The organism is Oxobacter pfennigii, assembly GCF_001317355.1.
GTDB lineage: Bacteria > Bacillota > Clostridia > Clostridiales > Oxobacteraceae > Oxobacter > Oxobacter pfennigii.
In genome coordinates this window covers 1-19981 of the sequence record NZ_LKET01000019.1, presented here as the reverse complement: position 1 = coordinate 19981, position 19981 = coordinate 1, and the positions used below count along the sequence as shown (strand labels likewise).

General features: G+C 36.6%; 24 protein-coding genes and 1 pseudogene. 2 read left to right on the top strand and 23 right to left on the bottom strand.

Annotation, left to right across the window (positions count from 1 at the left end):
• Positions 1 to 7: 7 nt before the first annotated feature.
• The 10 genes from OXPF_RS03010 to OXPF_RS02965 form a co-directional block, all read right to left on the bottom strand.
• Positions 8 to 2029, bottom strand: a complete 2022-nt coding sequence (locus OXPF_RS03010) for a hypothetical protein (protein WP_054873730.1) — start codon at positions 2027 to 2029, stop codon at positions 8 to 10.
• 270 nt (positions 2030 to 2299) lie between these two features.
• Complete coding sequence (locus tag OXPF_RS03005) at positions 2300 to 2722, bottom strand: phage tail assembly chaperone (protein ID WP_054873729.1); 423 nt, start codon at positions 2720 to 2722, stop codon at positions 2300 to 2302.
• Positions 2723 to 2737: 15 nt separating this feature from the next.
• On the bottom strand, positions 2738 to 3202 hold the full coding sequence (locus OXPF_RS03000; protein ID WP_054873728.1) for a phage tail tube protein: 465 nt from the start codon (positions 3200 to 3202) through the stop codon (positions 2738 to 2740).
• Position 3203: 1 nt separating this feature from the next.
• A complete protein-coding gene (locus OXPF_RS02995) occupies positions 3204 to 4520 on the bottom strand; it encodes a phage tail sheath family protein (RefSeq protein ID WP_054873727.1) in 1317 nt (438 codons plus the stop codon).
• Positions 4521 to 4697 carry a hypothetical protein gene (locus OXPF_RS02990; protein ID WP_423230554.1) on the bottom strand — a complete coding sequence of 59 codons (177 nt, stop codon included), beginning with the start codon at positions 4695 to 4697 and terminating at the stop codon, positions 4521 to 4523.
• Positions 4690 to 5145: a phage tail terminator family protein gene (locus OXPF_RS02985; RefSeq protein WP_054873725.1), complete on the bottom strand. Its 456-nt coding sequence runs from the start codon at positions 5143 to 5145 to the stop codon at positions 4690 to 4692. The genes OXPF_RS02990 and OXPF_RS02985 overlap by 8 nt, the downstream gene beginning before the upstream one ends.
• The gene (locus tag OXPF_RS02980) at positions 5120 to 5566 is read right to left on the bottom strand and encodes an HK97 gp10 family phage protein (protein ID WP_054873724.1); all 447 of its coding nucleotides are present in this window, start codon (positions 5564 to 5566) and stop codon (positions 5120 to 5122) included. Before OXPF_RS02980 ends, OXPF_RS02985 begins: the two co-directional genes overlap by 26 nt.
• A gap of 439 nt (positions 5567 to 6005) precedes the next feature.
• Positions 6006 to 6203, bottom strand: coding sequence for a hypothetical protein (locus tag OXPF_RS02975; protein ID WP_054873723.1), 198 nt, complete (start codon positions 6201 to 6203; stop codon positions 6006 to 6008).
• Positions 6204 to 6275: 72 nt separating this feature from the next.
• Complete coding sequence (locus OXPF_RS02970; protein ID WP_054873722.1) at positions 6276 to 6725, bottom strand: sigma-70 RNA polymerase sigma factor region 4 domain-containing protein; 450 nt, start codon at positions 6723 to 6725, stop codon at positions 6276 to 6278.
• A complete protein-coding gene (locus tag OXPF_RS02965) occupies positions 6722 to 6955 on the bottom strand; it encodes a helix-turn-helix domain-containing protein (RefSeq protein ID WP_054873721.1) in 234 nt (77 codons plus the stop codon). Before OXPF_RS02965 ends, OXPF_RS02970 begins: the two co-directional genes overlap by 4 nt.
• A gap of 211 nt (positions 6956 to 7166) precedes the next feature.
• On the opposite strand from OXPF_RS02965, the gene OXPF_RS02960 reads away from it, so the two are divergent.
• Entirely contained in the window at positions 7167 to 7634 is a 468-nt protein-coding gene (locus OXPF_RS02960; protein WP_054873720.1) for a helix-turn-helix domain-containing protein, read from the top strand.
• Positions 7635 to 7649: 15 nt separating this feature from the next.
• On the top strand, positions 7650 to 8090 hold the full coding sequence (locus tag OXPF_RS02955; RefSeq protein WP_054873719.1) for an ImmA/IrrE family metallo-endopeptidase: 441 nt from the start codon (positions 7650 to 7652) through the stop codon (positions 8088 to 8090).
• 152 nt (positions 8091 to 8242) lie between these two features.
• On the opposite strand, the gene OXPF_RS02950 is transcribed toward OXPF_RS02955, so the two are convergent.
• The 13 genes and pseudogenes from OXPF_RS02950 to OXPF_RS22915 form a co-directional block, all read right to left on the bottom strand.
• Positions 8243 to 9163 (bottom strand): hypothetical protein, encoded by a 921-nt coding sequence (locus OXPF_RS02950; protein ID WP_054873718.1) that lies wholly within the window; start codon positions 9161 to 9163, stop codon positions 8243 to 8245.
• A gap of 309 nt (positions 9164 to 9472) precedes the next feature.
• Positions 9473 to 11152 carry an FAD-dependent oxidoreductase gene (locus tag OXPF_RS02945; RefSeq protein ID WP_160317135.1) on the bottom strand — a complete coding sequence of 560 codons (1680 nt, stop codon included), beginning with the start codon at positions 11150 to 11152 and terminating at the stop codon, positions 9473 to 9475.
• A gap of 1036 nt (positions 11153 to 12188) precedes the next feature.
• Positions 12189 to 12401 (bottom strand): DUF3006 domain-containing protein, encoded by a 213-nt coding sequence (locus OXPF_RS02940; RefSeq protein WP_054873716.1) that lies wholly within the window; start codon positions 12399 to 12401, stop codon positions 12189 to 12191.
• A 215-nt stretch (positions 12402 to 12616) separates the two neighbouring features.
• Positions 12617 to 13798: a ComEC/Rec2 family competence protein gene (locus tag OXPF_RS02935; protein WP_083479667.1), complete on the bottom strand. Its 1182-nt coding sequence runs from the start codon at positions 13796 to 13798 to the stop codon at positions 12617 to 12619.
• A 426-nt stretch (positions 13799 to 14224) separates the two neighbouring features.
• Positions 14225 to 14572, bottom strand: a complete 348-nt coding sequence (locus OXPF_RS02930) for a hypothetical protein (protein ID WP_054873715.1) — start codon at positions 14570 to 14572, stop codon at positions 14225 to 14227.
• Between the two features lie 100 nt (positions 14573 to 14672).
• On the bottom strand, positions 14673 to 15017 hold the full coding sequence (locus OXPF_RS02925) for a hypothetical protein (RefSeq protein WP_054873714.1): 345 nt from the start codon (positions 15015 to 15017) through the stop codon (positions 14673 to 14675).
• Positions 15018 to 15044: 27 nt separating this feature from the next.
• The gene (locus OXPF_RS02920; RefSeq protein WP_054873713.1) at positions 15045 to 16115 is read right to left on the bottom strand and encodes a hypothetical protein; all 1071 of its coding nucleotides are present in this window, start codon (positions 16113 to 16115) and stop codon (positions 15045 to 15047) included.
• Between the two features lie 180 nt (positions 16116 to 16295).
• Positions 16296 to 16589 carry a type II toxin-antitoxin system HicA family toxin gene (locus tag OXPF_RS02915; protein WP_054873712.1) on the bottom strand — a complete coding sequence of 98 codons (294 nt, stop codon included), beginning with the start codon at positions 16587 to 16589 and terminating at the stop codon, positions 16296 to 16298.
• A gap of 7 nt (positions 16590 to 16596) precedes the next feature.
• A complete protein-coding gene (locus OXPF_RS02910; RefSeq protein ID WP_054873711.1) occupies positions 16597 to 16890 on the bottom strand; it encodes a type II toxin-antitoxin system HicB family antitoxin in 294 nt (97 codons plus the stop codon).
• 256 nt (positions 16891 to 17146) lie between these two features.
• On the bottom strand, positions 17147 to 18316 hold the full coding sequence (locus OXPF_RS02905; RefSeq protein ID WP_054873710.1) for a helix-turn-helix domain-containing protein: 1170 nt from the start codon (positions 18314 to 18316) through the stop codon (positions 17147 to 17149).
• Entirely contained in the window at positions 18313 to 18993 is a 681-nt protein-coding gene (locus tag OXPF_RS02900) for a hypothetical protein (protein ID WP_054873709.1), read from the bottom strand. The genes OXPF_RS02905 and OXPF_RS02900 overlap by 4 nt, the downstream gene beginning before the upstream one ends.
• A 117-nt stretch (positions 18994 to 19110) precedes the next feature.
• On the bottom strand, positions 19111 to 19323 hold the full coding sequence (locus OXPF_RS22300) for a galactose oxidase (RefSeq protein ID WP_083479666.1): 213 nt from the start codon (positions 19321 to 19323) through the stop codon (positions 19111 to 19113).
• A 175-nt stretch (positions 19324 to 19498) separates the two neighbouring features.
• Positions 19499 to 19981: pseudogene (locus OXPF_RS22915) on the bottom strand (hypothetical protein); the annotation flags it as partial.

Sequence of the window (19981 nt, the reverse complement as noted above, 5' to 3'; positions counted from 1 at the left end):
CCTCCTTTTATGAATATACCGCACTTGCTGATGAAACTATTTCCTGGTTAAGAACATCCACTATTTCAGTTACTATATTTTTAATATTTGCCTCTTCTCTTATATCGCCTGTCTGTACAGATACTGTAGGCGTTAAGGTCACGAAATTCTGTATGTTCTTCATCTCTGCAAGTTCTCTCATAATCTTAAGGTCCTCGGAGGATATATCCACAGTATCATTGATTTTTCCTACTTCGTTGACTTTATTGATGTTGGGGACTGCTACATCGTCAGGATTAAATATGCCGCCGGGGGGTAATACATCTACTTGCTCCTTAAACGGAGGTATAGCAGGATTAAAGATACTATTAAGAGCATCGGCAGCACTTTGTACTCCATCTACGGCCCACTTGCCAATAGATTTTCCGATATCTTGCCCCTTATTAAATGCATCAACATAGTCTATTTGATCAATTCTCATCAAAGTGATTACATCCTTTTCACTTTTAAGATCGTCCCGCACATCATTGAGGGTTTTTAATAGATTATCCATTCCGGATGTAATATCAATATTTATTCCAGGTATTTTATTTATAATATTTTCGATACCTATTGCTAAGTTTTGTAAATATTGAAGGATATTAATAACTAAATCATAAAACAACTTTTTTATAGCGTACACAGGATCTTGCCATACATTCATAAAAAACTCTGCTATGGACAATACCATATTTGCAAAATAAGCAAATCTATTAAATAGGTACGCGAATAGGACTCCAAACACCCCGCCAATAACGCCAACTACATCCATAACAACATTACCCCATTTAATCATGGAATATATTAAAAATCCTATAATAGCCCCAATCAATAGAATAGGCCAATTCAATGCAAAAAAATTGAGAGCTGCTGCTGCTATAGGTTTTACAATACCCCAGAGTTTTGATATGAGTGCCGGAATTTGAGTTACTGCCCACATTGTTAGTGCCCCACCGACAGTGGCAAGTATTGGCTCAATAGTTCCCCAATTTTGTTGTATTACATCCCATATCCACATAAATCCAATAGCTAAACCATATGCGGCATTTACCGCTATCACCAGTCCATTGCTCAATGTATCAAAAATAGGCTGAAACTTGCCGGACTCTAAAGCATCGTTAATCATATCAAATAAAGGAACAAGCTCATTCATAGCTGACCGGCCGGCATCGGCAAACCTAAATCCAAAAGTATTTATGGCCTTTTCCCATTTTGCTACCGGGCTGTCCAGCAAATTATTAAATGCTTCCTCTGTCATATGCTGCTTATTTAAAAGCTCATCCATACCTGTAATAAAGCCTTCCACATCTCCGGAAGCGCCTGCCTTTGCAGCGGAGCTGCCTTGCAGTACAGATTTGCTTATATTAAATTTTTCGGCAATTGACGTATAGTCACCGCTCATAAGCTCTTTCATGGAAGATGCAGCCCCTTCCAATCCCTCTGCCGGGTTAAGCTTAGATAGCCTCATTGCTAACTTGCTTAATTGAGTTAATTGTGCCGGATCCTTTGTGTTTGACATGAATGACATCGTACTGTCTAAAGATTTATTTACATCCTGACCGTATTCTAATGCCTGCTTTGCGATACGGTTGTAGATATCGGTACCTGCCGCCTTGCTTCCGGACTGGGCGGAAAACATATCTATCCTTTGCTGTTGCTGCATGGCACCGCCTATGGTTGTCTCTGCCAGTTTCTTAGCCGTATTAATAATGAGAGCCATACTCTTTAGCTTATTCATAAAGCCGCCGGCATTTTTTGAACCGTCTTTCACTGACTTATTAAATTCCTTTTGCGCCTCTTCTGATTCTTCAATAGCCTGTTTTATGCCGGCTTCGGCAGATACGATTTGAGCCTTTGCAGCCGTTAATGTTTTGCTGATGTTCTTATTTTTTTTTGAAGTATTCTGCATCTGGTTCATAGCCGATATCATGAGATTCATGCCTTGCGTAATACTTTTTAAAGGACCTGACATACCATCGAACAATTTAAGGGCAGACGATATTGTCGCCATATAATACCTCCCTTCAATATAAAAAGTGGCACAGCAAAAGCACTCCTTGCTGCGGGGGTGCCTTTGCCATGAGTTAAATCTTTTAGAAAAATTTTATCTATTTCTTTTTAATCTTTGCAGCAGCTTTCTTATCTGACTCAATTCTTACATCGATCATTGCTATGACAGAGGCCTTCTGCTCCGTATTATACTCAGCAAATTCCCAGGGTTTTATGCCAAGTTTATGGAGGGCATAGTAAGCATAATTCCACTCACCATCGCCCCCCTTGATTAGTTTTTTGCTTCTTCAACCAGGTCGTTCATGTCTTTGTCAAACCCGTTGATTTCCTGTACCTTTTGTATCAGAGCCGCATATTCTCCGGACAGGAGCATTCTTTTTAAAAGAGCTTCAGACCCTAAAGTCCCATATGATTTTTGCAATTCTGCATCCTTAAGGTCAGGAAATACTACGCTTGCAACAGCAAGTTTACTGATATACTCTTCTGTATTGGTTTCAGATACGCGTATACCGTTTTTGCCTTTAACCATCCTTGTCGCCGATTTCCTTATATCCTCGTTTTCTTCTTCAGTGATGGTACGTAACTTCCAGGGTATGGGATGTCCTTCCTGGTCCTTAAATCTCTTTGATATTATAAAATCCTCTGTAATTTCGGATGCGATATTTTGTGCGAAAAATGCCTGCAATGTACTCATACTATTCTCCCCTCATTATCTCAATATTGGATTGCCAAAACTGTCCGGCATATCCACATCGTCAAATGTGAAACCAATCTCCTCTTCAAGGAACTCACTGTCCACATCTATTTTTGCCATTATAACGCTGTCAAGGTTGACATTCTTTAATATAACCGTCTGCCTGCCGATGGTGCTGGTAGGGTCCTCGTTTACAACCTGCATATCAAAATAAGAATCCACGCCTGTTTTTATATATTTAAGCATCATCTGCCTGAATACCGGAGTAGAATAGTATATTGTCATACTTCCCTTACCGGTCCATCCTATTGCCTTAGACTGAACTCCTCGTTTTCCCAGCGCTTTAAATTCCGCCTTATTTTTCTCTGCCGTAGCTTCGATATTCTTGGCATAAAACATTTCTTCCACACGGCCATTTATAGTAGCATAGGCGCGGCCTTCCTGGCCGCTTATGCTATCACCAGCTTTAAAAAATCCCATATTATGCTACCTCCACTCCAATATATATTTTTTCCACACTGTCCACAGGCTGCGCATGTACTTCTATATATACGCTGTCTGCACCGGCGCCTGGCAGTACCGCAATATCTGCCTGGGAATCAAAGTTTTGGACAGCTCCAATCCCCTGAAGACTGTTCATATAATTAACGCATTCATTTTTTAACAGGTTACGGCCATCGTCATTGTTGGCGACCTTTCCGATATAAAAATCTGAGAATATCCTTACAAAATCATTATTGATTCCATCCAGTACCCGGATTACACGGTTTTTTGAGAAGGCCTTCCCTTTAGTGGGCGTGTAGCCGGTCAGGGAATTTATATCCTGTTCTACTACGGCCTTATTGTCTGATGCTGTGAATACAAATTCCCCGGCCTGCAGTGCAGCAGCAATCTGTGTGTTTGTATACCTTGGAGATACATCAGCAGCCCCGTCATAGGTTGTATAGGTAAGGGATTCATTCATTTTTGCCCCTGCAGTGGCTCCTGCCACCCAGGCAGTACAGTTGGCTGCTGTCAATGCTGTACCGTCTGACAGTACAACTCCGTTTTTAACGCTTATAACCCCTTCATAATCGGCCTCTGGATAGTTTTCTATTACCACCTGTATCTTTTTTCCTTCATCATCCCTGAGGCGTTTGCAGAAGGACACAGCCAGTCCTTTTAGGGTACTATCCGTCACCGGAAGCGCCATAGTATTAAAATCCGTTATCTCTGCTGCGGCCAGATAGTCAATGTAATCCTGGTTGGTTACAGTACCGTCTGCCCCGCCTGTAAGAGGCATCCCTGCCGATTCCGTCAATTCTCCTGTACCGCCAAATTCCACCCAATCATTAGCCGCAAGGCCTGAAATATCAGCAGCCGTCTGAGTATCTACTAAAACTCCTGACATCAGCGTCACCACATCAAAATAAGAAGGGTCGTCTATATTTTCAGTTATAGCTACCGTTATATCATTGCCTCTTACACCGCCCCATTTTGCTGTAACTGTCAGATTGCCGGCAGTTGCAGTTGCTTTTGTACCGGTGTTAAGCCTGTATAAAAGTAATGTTTGAGCCCGTTTCAAAGCTTCCTTTACCAGCAGAAGCTTTGAATCTGAAATAGCATATCCCAGCTTTACAGATACATCTTCACCGGCCCCGACAGATATTACCTTTTTAGGTTCTCCCCAGGAAAGCATCAAAGGCATCGTTACAATGCCCCGTTCTCCTATAGACCCCATAACCTGAGGCTCACTATTGAAATTTACATATACGCCAGGGCGTACTTTATTTTGTGTCGTCCATATTCCACCTGACATTTACTCCACCTCTTTCTTTAAAAATTTCTCTGCAATATTTTTTACCTGTTCATGGGTATAGCTTTTTTTATCCTCCAGCAGCACGCTCAATAGGTCTTTATGGCCTGCTGTGTATTTTTTAGAAGATAAGAACTGCTGCTTAGTATAAAGTTTTTGTCCTTGTTTTTTCTCAGCCACGTACATATCCCTCCTGTTCCATAGTCTGCATTAACGGGTATTCCTGTATCTCCTGCTTTAAATCGAATGAATAATCAACATTAAAATGCAATACTCCGTCAATAACTTCATGGCTCATATTCATACCACGGTATTTGGCACCGTCAATTTCGATTAAACCCATAATCCCGTACAATTGTTCCGCCATACTATGGCTTTCCCTGTTATTCACAGCAAAATAGTGTATGTCGAAAGAATATGTGCGGCGGTACCGTCTCCCCAATTCCTGGGCCTGCCATCCCTGAAGGAGTTTAATTAAAAAATAAGGCTTCTCAAGTTCCGGACTGATCTCTTCCACTATAGGCACTTCGGGGAAGTTATGATTAAGCACCTCATTAATACCATCCCAAATGATATTTATAGTTATAACCCCCATGGCATCATCATCCTTTCTTTGGCGCTCTGCCATTCATAATCTGATTTAATAGCCCAGCCTGTCTTTTTTCAAGGTATCCGGGAAGCTGTTTTTCTATTTCTTTCATAGATATGGTCATCATGAATTTGCCTTCCACCCAGCTAATATCCTCTTCCTTTGTGCTGTAGCCATATTCCACAAAAGAAGCATCTTTTGCATTATTATATATTTCCACCTCATATGTCTTGCCGCGGCGTTTTACATTTCCTGCATGCCAGCTGTTTGCCAATTCTTTCATATCTGCCGGAGTACGATTCTTCATCTTTTGCTCTGCCATAAGCGCCATTTCCATCAAAAATTCCCGGATAAAGTTCTCAACTACCTTATCATCTGCAGCCTTTTTAAATGCCTTGGCAAGCTGCTCAAATTCTTTAAATTCAATCCCCCCTTTACAAGCCTTTAGTTTTCTTACCATCTGCTTGTCTAATTTCTTTAAACGTAGGTTCTCATACTGTTTTGGACAAATAAAAAAACTAATACCTGAACCCTTTGTGCTTAAGGAACTGTGCTCACCTCCTACAATAAAGTTAGTTAATTTAATCTATATAAACCAGCCTCACATCAAACAGCTAAGGCATTACCTGTCTTGCCGCCGACTGCTTATTGGCTGTATAGATTGCTTCAAAATTAGCAACTCCAGATAATCATTCCTAATGCAGATAGATGTTGTCGTTAACCTCTTTGAGTTTTTATCCTTGAAAGAACAGTACCTCGTACCTCTTTCAAGCAAAATAAAAACACCTACCCGTTTACTTAGTAAGTGCTTCTTAATCTTCTATATTATTAGAAATACTTCGTACCTGAACAGCGCCATGAGCATACATGCTTTTTAGCAAAATGCATGCAACTACTTACTATTTTATCTGCCTCATAGCCCCTCCCTTATATCTTTTATATGTGTGCTGTCCTTCCATACAATCCTTTATACCATCATAAGGATTAAGAGTGAATTCAACTTCTTCGCATACGCCATCTTTGCAATATCTATTATCAATCGGGCAGCAACATACCAGATTTTTACCTTTCCATTGTGTAAACAACTTAACTTTCACTTAACTCCTCCTTTACAAATAAAACAGCCTCGCATTCCTGCAAGGCTTTCACATTAATATAATAACATGTTATTAACCAAATTTGGTGCTGTAATCGTGCTGTGTTTCTCCAAACATTCCTATGGCCATTTTCTCAATGGCCCTTTTTCTTATTTCCTTACACCAGCGCTCATTATATTGGGCTTTATATGAAATCTGCTGCCACCTGCACCCCTCAAAATATTTCATCTCTATAATCATCCTCTCAGCATCATTAAGTGTTTCAAGGGCTGTTTCAATATTCTTTACTTTGACCTTCATCTTTTCAATTCTGCTTTTTATAATTACCAGATCCAATGCTATGTTTTCTGTCTCGGAGCTAAATACATATGTAGGACTAAGCTTGTCCCTATCATACCGGATAGGATGCCCTTCCTGAGCTTCCTTCTCTTTTTCTTCATATAGACGGTATAGGTTTTCAATACCTGCCATCATAGTTTTATAGTTATATAGCCATTTTTCAGTTTCTTTGATGTAATTCATACCTTATCAACTCCCTTATCCAGCTTTCTGGTAATTTTTATGGCTTTAAAGATATCATCAACCGGGCATTTATATAATTCACTCATCTTGGCAATTACATTTTTAGAAGGACTGCGGTTACCGATTTCTATTTTGTATAACATGCTCTTACTAATACCCAGCATACTAATAGCTTCATCGCAATTAATTCCTGCGTTTATACGTTTCAATCTAATTGGGGTTACCCTCATTTGCCGTATCTCCTTTTCTCTTTATGTGATAATGATATCACTATTAGTGATTTATATAAAATTCAAAGTAATTACATATAGTGATATTTATTGTGATATTATATAATTATCCTATTTTTTCTTAAAATGCCTTTTAAATACTAAAAATCTCCATTGAAATTATCACATTTAGTGTTAAAATAGAATTGAATAATTACTGGGAGTGATTTTAGTGTTAGGCAGTCGAATACGGGAATTAAGATTAAAAAAAGGATTGACTCAGAAAGAATTGGCAGACAGCTTAGGTACAGCTCAGTCAACTATTGCTATGGTGGAAAGCGGAAAAAGAGAGGTAAGCTTCGATCTACTAATAGAAATAGCAGGTTTTTTTGGTGTATCGACGGATTACCTGCTTTTAGGGTTTGAGCAAGGGCCTCACCTTTACGATAGCCCTGCGGCAAGTACTAAAAGAGATTTTAAGAATTCTATAACAGAAGAATCACCTGCTCCTTTCAATACAATTACTGATGTTAAAAGAGCCATGGAAATCATACTTTCACAGCCAGGGCTTATGCTTAATGGAGAAATGTTATCTGATGAAAGTAAAATTGCTCTGGCTAATGCAATTCAAATGGGTTTGGCCTATGCAGAGCAGAAACAAAGAGAGGAAAATGAAAAAAGACATAACTATACAAAGTAAAAAGGGGATATGCTTATGATAGATGATATTATCGTGGGGCTGCTTGAAACCTACAATACAAACAATCCCTTTGAACTATGTGATTTCTTAGATATAAAAATTATATCCAGCAATTTAGGCAGCGATATAAAAGGTTTTTTTCAGCGGACAGAGGAAGGATATGAAATTATCCATATAAATTCTACATTGGATTATAATGAATCAAAATATATTTGTGCCCACGAGCTGGGGCACGCTATTCTGCATACAGATTTATCAATCAGCTTCTTTATAGAAAACAGCCTTCAAATTAAAAATAAATTTGAAATACAGGCAGATATATTTGCAGCTGAGTTGTTAATATCTAATGAGCAAGTAGACCTTATATCCATAACGGATATGACTATGGATCAATTAAGCTCCTACTTTAGGGTCCCTGCGGATCTTATCAAATATAAATTTTCGCGGGAAGTGTAGCATAAAACCCCTGCAAGTATTGAATTTACAGGGGTTTTATACTAACATGATGAAAAAATTTGTAAAAATCAAGCGAGGTCTATATATGAATAACACTGCTTGGTATTCCACTGAAAATACATAAGCTGATAAAGCATCCTTCCAGACATCCTTTATAGCAGAAGCATTCTATCTATTCCCAGGCCGCTTATGAGGCAACGTTCTTTCTTGTTGCCTGTCATCTTCGCTATCCAGTCAACAAAGCCTCCATCACCGATTTCAACTGTCTCATTATCCTTTTCCATGTACATCTTAAAGTTTATGCCTTTATAGTAATTGTTGTCTTCATGTTCTAAATCTAATGATAACGGAACTTCCGGCAGCTCGGCTCGCACAAGCTCTGTCATTCTTTCAAAAAAGCCGTCACCATCTGTATATCCGCTCCGCTTCCTCAACGTCACGGACAGTCTGGCGCCGTACTTTTCATTGAATAGCCTTTTGTAATACTCAAGCTGTTTTACAAGCAGTTCTTTTTCACAGCAATAAGAACCGCCGTCCTTCCCGTGAGATACCATACAGAAGATTCCAAAATGCGAAAAGAACCCCTTTCCGGAAAAGGCTTGTGCTCTCACCACTCTTGCCGTTGTACAGTAATGAACCCTTTGGGCCTTTGCAATTACTCCATTTTTCAACTCGTCGGAAATGATGACGGCTAACATGTTAGTAGGGTCTGACAGAGTTTCCGTACCCCTTGCCGCACTTATCACATTGTTCTGATCAACACAGCCGAAAACTGAACAGCTTCCAAAGGGGGCGGAAGGAGAAAGCAGGATACCCTTGATGCCCATATCCTCCGCAGCTTTTAAAAGCTCCGTTTCCAGCTGATGATATGCTATCGGATCTATTTGGCTTGGGACGGCAAAACGGTTTGATTTATATGCTTTGAGCAATCCAGCCGGCGTAACCTTTTCCACCTGTAATCTGTAGACTTCAAGTAAAAGAGAATTGAGGTCTGATTTTGGAAGAGATAGCAGCTTATCAAGCAAATCCCCATCTCCCATATCGTACAAAACCCGGTCAATGATCCTTCTCATATACCTACCTCCTATATTAGCAGCAGTTATTTTAAGATTATATAAAATTGCTTATCCTGGAGTTGAGTTCTAGTTTTCTGCGTAAAAATTTTGAATCTATTATATCACACTTTCTCACATAAAAAAGACTAATGCTAATCAAACAGTTTTATTTATGCAGCCTAATTACTTTTGACTTACCGACCTTTCTAAAACTCGGTATATCAAAAAACATCAAAGCCCCTGTAAATGTTGAATTTACAGGGGCTTTTGGTGCATCCGGAATGATTCGGATGGCTGTTATTTTTCCTGGAAAGCCTTAAAAATATATTATTTTATATCCGTTATAGCAGATTCAGCTGCTATTCTGCCATATACTCCAGCTGCAGTTAGTGCCTCAGCACCGTAGAGTTTGACATCAGCCACATCACCGGCAGCATATAATCCGGGTATAGGTTTGCCCGTCGTACCTAAAGCCTGAGCTCTTGTGTTAACTGTGATACCACCATGGGTATTGTGAATGCCTGGGAACACTTTAATTGCATAGTATGGTGCAGTGTCCAGCCTGGAACGCATATCTTCGCGCCCAAACTCATCTTCAGCCTTCTTGTCATAAGCATCGTGGTATTTGGCTATGGTCTCAGCTAAGCCCTTAGGATCAACTCCAATCTTTGCAGCCAGTTCTTCAATAGTATCTGCCTGCACGCAGTATTCAGCCTTGGTTCCAAGTCCTTTTGAATCCATGATCCCAAAAGCGCCTTTTTCAGGGAGAGCCAGCTCTGCTAATGCTGCTTTTGTATAATCGCCCAGCTCGTTAGCGAAACGCTTGCCCTTTGTATCAACAAGAATACCGCCGTTATAGCGAACGCCGCTGACAGAGATGGTTGTACCATTATTATCGTAGAATGTTGGATTAAGGGTAAATGACTCCATGTTGCTAAGGACTGCTCCAACCTCCTGAGCCATAATTATGCCATCACCTGTTGTTGCAGATGTGTTTGATGTTGGGGTACCTGCCCATGTCGGGGCATATTTCTCGAGTAATTCTTTTGATGCTGCAAAGCCACCGCTGGTCATGATAATGGCACTTGCATTGATAGTGTATGTACCATTAGGTCCTTTTACCTCAGCACCGACTACTTTACCATCCTTAGTTACAAGCTTGGTTGCGGCATTTTCAAGGCGTAAATCCACACCTATTTTTTTAACAGCGTCAGTCAGCATGGTCATAGCCTCGGCTGTCAGTTTGATGCCGGAGCCATCTGCTGAATAAATTTCCTTCCCATTGGTGACCTTGCCGGCCGGAATTTTAATTTCATCTACCAGCCAGTCCAGGTACGCACCACCTTTAGATGTGAAGTTCCTGATATATTCTTCATCAGCCGTCTTACCTATCTCCACACCTACCTCGTGGGCTACAGACTCATAGTGATCCTCTGCGCTAAAGTCAACACCCATCTTCTCCTGGAACTTTGAACCGCCTAAATCGAACTTACCTGCAAGTGCGGAGTTACCTCCGGTAAATGCACGTTTTTCAAGTAGGATTACATTTTTTCCAGCCGTACGGGCAAAGTATGAAGCTGTAAGTCCGGCTGCACCGGCTCCTATGACAAGGATGTCAGTCTGTTCCGATTTAATTTGTTCTGTTTTCGTTGGTTCAGAATTAGCCTGCGTCATTAACGCATTAACATCTCCGCCAGCCTGCTCCACACAATTCTTAACGGCTTCTAATATGGCGTTGCTGCTATTAGTTGCTCCAGATACTGTATCAACATTCAGAGTTTGTCCCTCTACAATCTTTGCTGATATAGTGTTGAATGCAGTATCTCCAATGCCGGGTGTTTCTCGGTGCTCATCTAATTTCACTTCGGTGATTTTTTCTCCGGAAAATGTTACGGAAACCTTAACATCTCCGTTGTTGCCTTTAGCCGTTGCAGTATAGGTGCCTGCTTTGTATGTACCGCCCGTTGATGACGTATTGCCTGCACACCCTACTATGCCAAACAGCATCGATATAGTAAGTAATAGTGTTAATAGTTTAGTTACTTTTTTCATTTTCTCCTCCTCTTGCTAACTTTTTACGTTAATTTTATTAATTAATACCTGTTATAAGATTAACATAATTTAAATGACCAAACAAATTTCACCCTGTTGCATATATGTTTATTTATTAACAACTTGTTCAATTTTTCTATCATTTTCGCATTATTTCTATATAATAGATGCTATTTATGTATAACCCAATTATACTTTCCTCAATGGTTTATCAGTTATTGGCGGCCTCAAATCACGTTACTCCAACTACATTCAAGGTTACTTAAGCACTCTAACCTCACCGCCGCTCTCTTTAATTATATAGTTAATTAAATATCAATTATTCTCTTTTTTATGCCCTTCTACAATAATAAAAATCAGATATTTTATTAACTATCAATTTGTTCCTTAAGGCCATTTGCTATATTTCATATAAATAAAAAGGACTGCACAAAACACAGTCCTTTTTATTTATTATGGTTTATTGCCCTAATATGCTCTTTCTTTAATTACGTTGATGATGAGTAAATTTATTTATAATGTTATAAAAATCATCTATACCGTGCTTGTTAAATACCGCATTTGATGTGCGTATATATTCAGCAGTAGTGTATCAAGATAATACGCGTTATTGGACAGTTGCAGCTAGATCTCTACTCTTAATACGACAGTACAAAAAATTATGAATAATGATGGAGTAGAAACTGTTTTTAAAAAACTTGAAGAAGTGATTATTGAATACAATTAAATAAGACGCATTTAAAATTTTAACTAAAGGACTTGATAATAGTAATATCAAAAGAGGTATTATTAAAATAATTTATTATTCTTAAAGCCTATTTGGAAATAAAAAAGCCCGGCATTACACCGAAACCTTTTAAATGGAGATATTGTATGAAAATCAAGTATTCTGATTATGTACACTTCGGGATAAGTTTAAACATAAAAATAAACTGAAGCCCAGCACAATATATTCAAGGCTTATATATTTGAAATCAAAAGTCTTATATTTTTACTTCCAAAGATCCTTTGTAAGTTCTTCAATTCTTTCTTTTTTCTTTGCCGTACCTGTTGAATCTATAGAGATTTCACCATCTACTATATTTAATACATCTCCCTCTTTAGCTCCTGCAGGTATTTTACTTATTTTAATATCGACCATCTTTCTGCCTGGCATTTCAACTATGGCATAATTCCCTTCAAATCTGTCTATGATTGCTTTCATATATGCCTCCTCGTATAATAAGTTTATAGTCAAGTAAAACCTGCTATAGACTTGTTCTTTTTTGTGGTATAGATGGGGGCATTCATGAGAAACTCTCTCTTTTCCCATACATCATCTATACAGTTAATTGTTACATATTCATATTCGTTTATCCTGTGGTATGATATCAGCAGAGTCTGATGTCCGAAGGCACTGCTATGCCTACTTTCAGCCAGCTATTGTGGGGTAAATGATGTTTTGGTATTATATGTTTCCCCATTGTAACTCACTGCTATTTCAATCTCAACCGTAAAGCCTTTAGCAGCTCTCCCTATCCTGATAGGTATTATTGCCTCTCCATCAGTACCTACTATACCGGCATAAGGTGTATCTATGGATTTATAATGACATACAGCATTAACGCTTCCTCCGGCCGGACCTGCCACAGTTAAATTGATTATAGCATTTTGTGCAGGATTAGGATTATCTATGCTTGCTGATACATTAATATTATCTTGTGCAGGCATGCCACTTGACGCTATCTTATCAAAAGTCACATTTTTACCGTTACTGGCTGCAATGATCGTCCCGGATTCATCTGTTCTATATATTTTTACACCAGCATTTTTTAATCTATTTAATGTAGCTGCCGCTGGATGCCCATATGTATTTCCTTGCCCTACGCTTATTACTGCATAATCAGGGCTTACCTTCTTTAAAAAGGCTTCCGTGGTTGAAGAATCGCTTCCATGATGCCCTACCTTTAATACGTCGGCATCAATGTCATATCCTTTATTAATCATTTCATTTTCCGATACCGACTCCGCATCTCCTGTAAACAAGAATGATGTATCCTCATAATCAAGCCTAACAACAATTGAATAATCGTTTACATTATCATAATCACTGCCATTTGGGGCGAATATTGTGCAATCCGCCTCTGCTAATTTAAAGGAACTGCCAGGTACTGGGGTTGTAATTTGCATATCCTTATTTCTTATGGCTGTCACAACGTCCTCGAATGTTTGAGTATTGGATGTTATTTTTGGCATATAAATGGTCCCTATATCAAAGGTATCTATAACAGCATCCATGCCACCGATGTGATCCTCGTGCGGATGGGTGCCTATGAGATAATCTATTTTACTTATTCCTTGCTGCCTTATATAGTTTACAATCAAATTACTGTCCGCATTATTGCCGGCGTCAATAAGCATTACGCCGGAGCCATCCTGAATCAGGATGCTATCAGCCTGGCCGACATCAATAAATTGAACTTTAAGTTCTCCGGATACAGTAGCAGCTGCTGGGCTTGATGTCGGCTCTGCCAATTGTTTATTATCGGCCGTATTACTGTTTCCACAACCTGAAATCAGGAAAATAAATGTGAGTAATAATATGCTTATAGTCTTCTTCATTCTGTCTTCTTTCCCTAATAACTTATAAAAAATGTAATATTGTAGTATTCCACACAATAATCGCGAATACTTAAAAAAGCTGATATACCATATCTATTGTAGGAATAATGTGGGGAAACCCAAAATATTAAGAAATAGCAAACCCCTGCAAGCCTTGAACTTACAGGGGCTTTGGTGCGCCCGACACGATTCGAACGTGCGACGCCTAGATTCAATTTAAGGCATTCTGCTACTTTCTATAATCTTCTATATCCATTGATAATACTGCATTTACGCACTATAGCAAAATGCAGTAAACTATGTCTATCTAAAACTAATGTGGGAAAAGTGTGGGAATTAGCAACTCATTATTATCGATTATATTATTTCGTAATATTATTTATGGTCTTTAAAATCCATAATTATCTAGATCTTAAACTTGTCTGATTATTGTAACATCTGAGGATTAATATCAACATTACTTATACATTTAATTAATAAAATAACAAAAGGTTTAAGTACCGGCCAAAGTACAGTTACCTTTATTGCTAAATCTATTAATTTCTGAACAAGATCCCATATTATATTTACTTTATCTGCCTTATCAGATATTTTACCCAATAGATCATTATTATCTTCAGAATCTTTATTTTTGTATACATTACCGATATTTTCATTCAACAATCTAAGTTGACTAACAATTTCCTCATTATTTGTTTTTGCTATAACGATAGCAAGATTTTCAATTTTCTTATCAAGCAGGCTAAAATTGGAATAATCAGAATCATTTATCACTACTTCATTTGTCCCAAAACAATTGTTAAAGATATCCTCGATACTTATTTTGTCGCTACTATCTGTAATTTTGTATGATTCTCTTGACGGGTAAATGGGTTCAGTTTTTTTTTAAGTATTCTCTGTAGTCATCGTCAATATAGTATACTGGAAAGATATTATCAAGCCCTACTTCTATTTCATCATCACAATTCTTGCAGTAAAGCTTCTTACCAATAAAACCACTAAAATCATCAACTACTTTAATTATGTTTGAATCTTCATAACATCTTATTTCATACTTTAATGTGAGCTTTTTCCCATCTTTAAGATAGTTTAATCTTTCAATAACAGGATTTAATGGTAAGTTTAATACTTTACTTACGGCAATTGGGGAAAAACTTCTTACAAAGCTTCTCAACGCTATTTGGTCAACATAAGCGTCTATATCATATATATTTGCCATACCACACCATCCTTTCTATCTTAAAGGTTACAATAACTTTCCTCTTATATATTCTATGACATCCTCTGTTACAGATGAACGAAAACTTATACTTTTTGTTACTATTCCAACCTGAATTGTATAAACAGGACCATCTTCAACTAATGAGAAGTTAATATATCCTTTGTGTTCTGTTACAAACATTTTAAATGCATTATAAAGTGATTGACTTGAAAGATCTCCATCAATATCATCTCTGATACCTATCCCTATTTTCGACATACCTGCCAGCAATAGCTGAGTGAAAGGCGCTCCTTCAGTATCTAAATCAATTTCAGATAACTGCTGACTTACTTTTTCCAAATCTTTGTCTATAAAATACTCATCTAAAATTCCAAGTACATTTGCCAAAAGTTCACTTTTATCTTTAGTCAAAACTATATCAAGATCCGGTGCACATAGAGTTTCAGTAAATCTACCATTTAAAAGTGAATCCTTAAATCTTTCTATGGAACCATTATACCTACTTAACGTGTCCACTTCAATAACATTTTCCAAGGATAAAGTTCCAGATAGATATCCGATTATTCGCTTAGCATCTTTATTGCTAGCTCTAACTTCTATAAACTTTTCAGTTAAATCCACTATAACTACTACATTATTTATTGTCTTAAATTTATTTATTCCTACCCCATTAGTTATAGTTTTTGTACCTGTAGGTAACATAATCCTCATTATATACTTATTCTCACCATTATTAATGCAAGTATACTTTTCGGGTGATGTCAAAGTCGATGTATCTGCTTTATAGACTCGATTAAAATAGTTAGTATCTGATTCAAGGCTTTGCTTAATTCTATCAACTTCATCTTGTGTATCTGCCTTAAATTTGTACCATTTAACTGATTTCCTGCCAGCAAAAACCTTATTTTTAATATAGTCCCTAACAGTATCACTAGCAAATAATAAATCCTTCATTTCATACAGATACTCAATTTTATCAATGTTTTCTTCAGGATTAATTTCCATATCTTCATATATTTTATCTATGTCATCCCTTGTCAGGTTTGAAAAATCAAGCATAACAACGATATCCTTTATTTCCATTTCATGGTTCATAATTCATTATGCCCCTCTCTGCTATTTATGAATATATTTATTCTGAATAAACTAGTATTTTCCTGCTACTAATATGCAATATATTTCGACATAATTTATCATTTACATAATTTCGTCAAAAATAAACTTTAAAAAATTAAAGAGACTTGCGCTTTATTGTGCAGGCCTCTTTAATATGATTTATCTAGAAAATAACATAACGATTTTGTTGATGAAAATTGCAATTAATCCAGTTGAAACTAAATTATAAAACTGTTTCTTTGATAATTTAGTTTGTCTAATTATACTTTTTAGGGTGCCTTCAGGCAAATCTTTATTAGTGTGAATTGGTACAATAACCAAATTCCCATTATATATTACTCTTGCGTGACTTCCCTCGTGCTTTTCAACTGTTCCGCCGTCCTTAACTAGTGCATTAACTATTTCTTTACCAGAAAGAGTTGGCGGCTTATCTTTATCACTTCTGGGTTTCATTAATTATTTAACAATATGCTGCCATTATTGAATCAATTTCAATTCTCGGACGAAAGGACGTGGCTTGTTTTTTCTGTTTTTTAGGTATTGACCGATGCTTTCTTACTTTAGATAGAATTAATTCTTCAACTTTGTTGTTTTTTACGGCATATTCAACGTAAGTATCAATAGCTTCTTGCAGATATTTTTTCGCATCTTCTTCGGTTTCTCCACAGCTTGCAACATCTAAATCTAAACATAAAGACGTATACATATCACCATCTTTATAAATTATGCACTGTAAAACAACAGCTTTCTCCAATCTACACCCACCTCCTTAATAATATAAAGTCTACGCAAGCAGAATAAATTTTATTCATGATATTTGCCATACCCTACCATTATAATACTAACAGTATAAATAATGTGTCAACAAGAAAGTTTGTTCAACAAAAATTTGATAAGAAAAGTAATGTATTTCTCAAAAATAACCAAATTAATAAAAAAGGTCCTGCGCCTAAAATGCAGGACTATTTAAATAGAGATATTGTGTGAAAATCAAGCATTCAAATCTATACTCACTTAATAATTTTAAATTTTGGCTTATTGTCTTTTTCTAAAATATTATTAAAATAACCATTAGGCAAGAAACAAAGGTTTTCGATATCATCGTAACTTAGGCATACTTCTTCCAGGAATTCTTCTATAGTAAGTATGTCATTTTCGCTCAAGAGCTCAATGGCTTCTTTAATCATGCTTGGCTTCTCAGGGTCAATTATATCATCTAAAGGCTCAGTTGTTCTCCACTTTCGTAAATTAATCTGTTTATATAAAGAACTATATTGTTCATTATTGATTATTCCAAGCGAATGCGCTCTCACAATCATGGCTGCAATAGATACCTTCCACTTTTCTTTGAGATGTATAAAAGAGTCTAAATTAATACTATATATATCATTTGCAAAACTTTCGGCAGGTAACAAGAATGCTCCAGCAAATCTTTTAGCCTCCGATTCAATGATTCTAATATTTCTCTCAAATTCGCTTTTTTCAATATGTGAATGCATAATAATGTGAGCAAGTTCATGTGATAAATCGATCCTAGACCTAACAGCTGAATCCTTATCAGATCCAAGAATTATGCATGGTATTCCACTACTTGTCAATTTAGAAAATGCATCTACTTTTTGGGTTTTTAATTCTACTCTTGAAATTATAAACCCTTTTCTTAATAATAAGTTTGATAAGTTTTTTATTGGTCTGTCTCCTAAATTCCAATAATTCCGAAGCCTGTTAGCAATCTCTTCTATATATTCGTCATCAACACCAATTTTATAATCTGATGCAATATCCTCTGGCAAATCCAATTCTGGAAAATCAATATATCCTTGAAGAAGAGAGTATATCTCCTGAATAAATTCTATATTTTGTTCTAAAGATATTTCAGTTCTTTTACTCGTACTTCTAAGGCTCCTAAAGAAAGTAACACTTTCTGAAGAATTATTTATTGTTAAATCTTTTAGCTTATAAAAAAAACTTATAGGAAAGTTAAATAATTCCGATATTTTAATTAGATTTTCTATGGGTATTTTAACAGTACCTAATTCATATTTTGATATAACTTGCTTCGATATACCAAGTTCATCAGCTAAGTCATTAAGGGAATATCCTCTTGCTAATCTTGCTTCTCTAATTCTTATAGGAATAAGATTTCTATCATCTCCACTCAAAGAATTTGCTATTTTCAACTTTGATTGCCCCTCTCTACATGGTCGTGGATGTCGTTATCAAGTATCTCCTTTTTAATACTTTCTCTTCTAAAAAATCTATCTTCATCTTCTTCAGTAGAACTATTATCATTTTCTACGATTTTTAATCTTGCAGTTATTGGAATACTGTCCAAAACATATTTATAATTGCTATCAGGCATGATAATATTCAAAAACTGCAATTTGTTTTCATTTATATTGTATGTAATAATTCCATAGTGTGGTGAGTCAATATATTTTTCTTCTCCCCCATCAATATTAATCATTAACTGGTTAGCAATCATTGAATTACCCTTAGCATAAATAGATTTATATTCCGCATATGAAGGGAGGGTATTGGTAGTTTGTGCTTTTCCTAAAGTTAAAATAATATTTTTTCTTCTTAATTCTAGCCTCTTTTGTCCATAAGCCATTCGGACCGCTTTTACCTCAAAAGGAAAATTTTTCGGTACCATATCATCGTCAAAGTACCTTTTTATGATAAAATTTATAAGCCTGCTTTTAATTTCAGAAGTATATTGCCCCTTAAATATTTCTTTATTATTGTCTAACAAATCATTATATACTATAAAAGCGTCATCAAATATGTTATATAATGGTTTTATAACACTATTAGATAATTCATTTTTAATTAATTCACTTGTTGATTTATACAATATTATACCCCCAGCCTAACGTTTTATTTGTCTCTTATTATATACTTTTGATGCAAATTCGTCAACCAACTGTAAAAATTAAAAAGCCCCGGTTCACACCTGGGAATCTTTAGTTAACTAATCTCTAAAAGAATATTCACTTACTTCAAAATTTAAAATTTTATCAAAAGGTATGTAATCTTTGCGACTTAAGAAGGGTCCTATATTATATGTCTTATTTATCATATAAACTGCGGGTCCTGAACCATCCGCTCTATAATTATACCAGTCCAAAAATTCATCAACTTGAATCATCGGCAGATCATATTCCTTCTCGGCGCCATTATCCATTATTATGGTGAGTAAAGCCCTATTGTCATTGCTGCTTTCTATTATAGTTGCCGAGGCCTCATTTGAAGGTTCACTTTCTCCATTACTGGTAATTGAAGTTACAATATAATAATAGGTAATTCCTTCATCTGCAGTGGTATCTATGTATGCTGTTGTAGTTGGAGTGGTTATATTTTCAACGATTGTATACGGTCCTCCAGGTGTCGTAGCTCTTTTTACATTGTATCATTGCTCCAGTTACTTCATCCCAAGAAAGGTTAATATGATTATCAGTTGCTGTGGCTGTAAGATTTGTTGGAGCATTAGCATCCATAAGATATCCTGTATCATCTATATCTATAGCGTCAAAACCCCATTTTGTCTCATCAACTGCATACATCTCGACTTCATGTATCCCTAATTCTAGATTTAAATTTTCATATAATAGTATAATATATTCATAAGAAGGCCCTTGAAAACTAATCGCTGATTCGTCTCCATCAACTTTTATTCGAAGATCTGTACTATATGATGGATGTTTTACAGCGATAAATCGTAACTGTAAAATAAGACGGTGTATGGATAACTTCCCTGACCATATGAGATAATGCTCTAAATTAGAGTCTTTAGAGTTTTTTGACTTAGTCGAAAAACTCCAATGGAGGTTTAGAGTATGAAT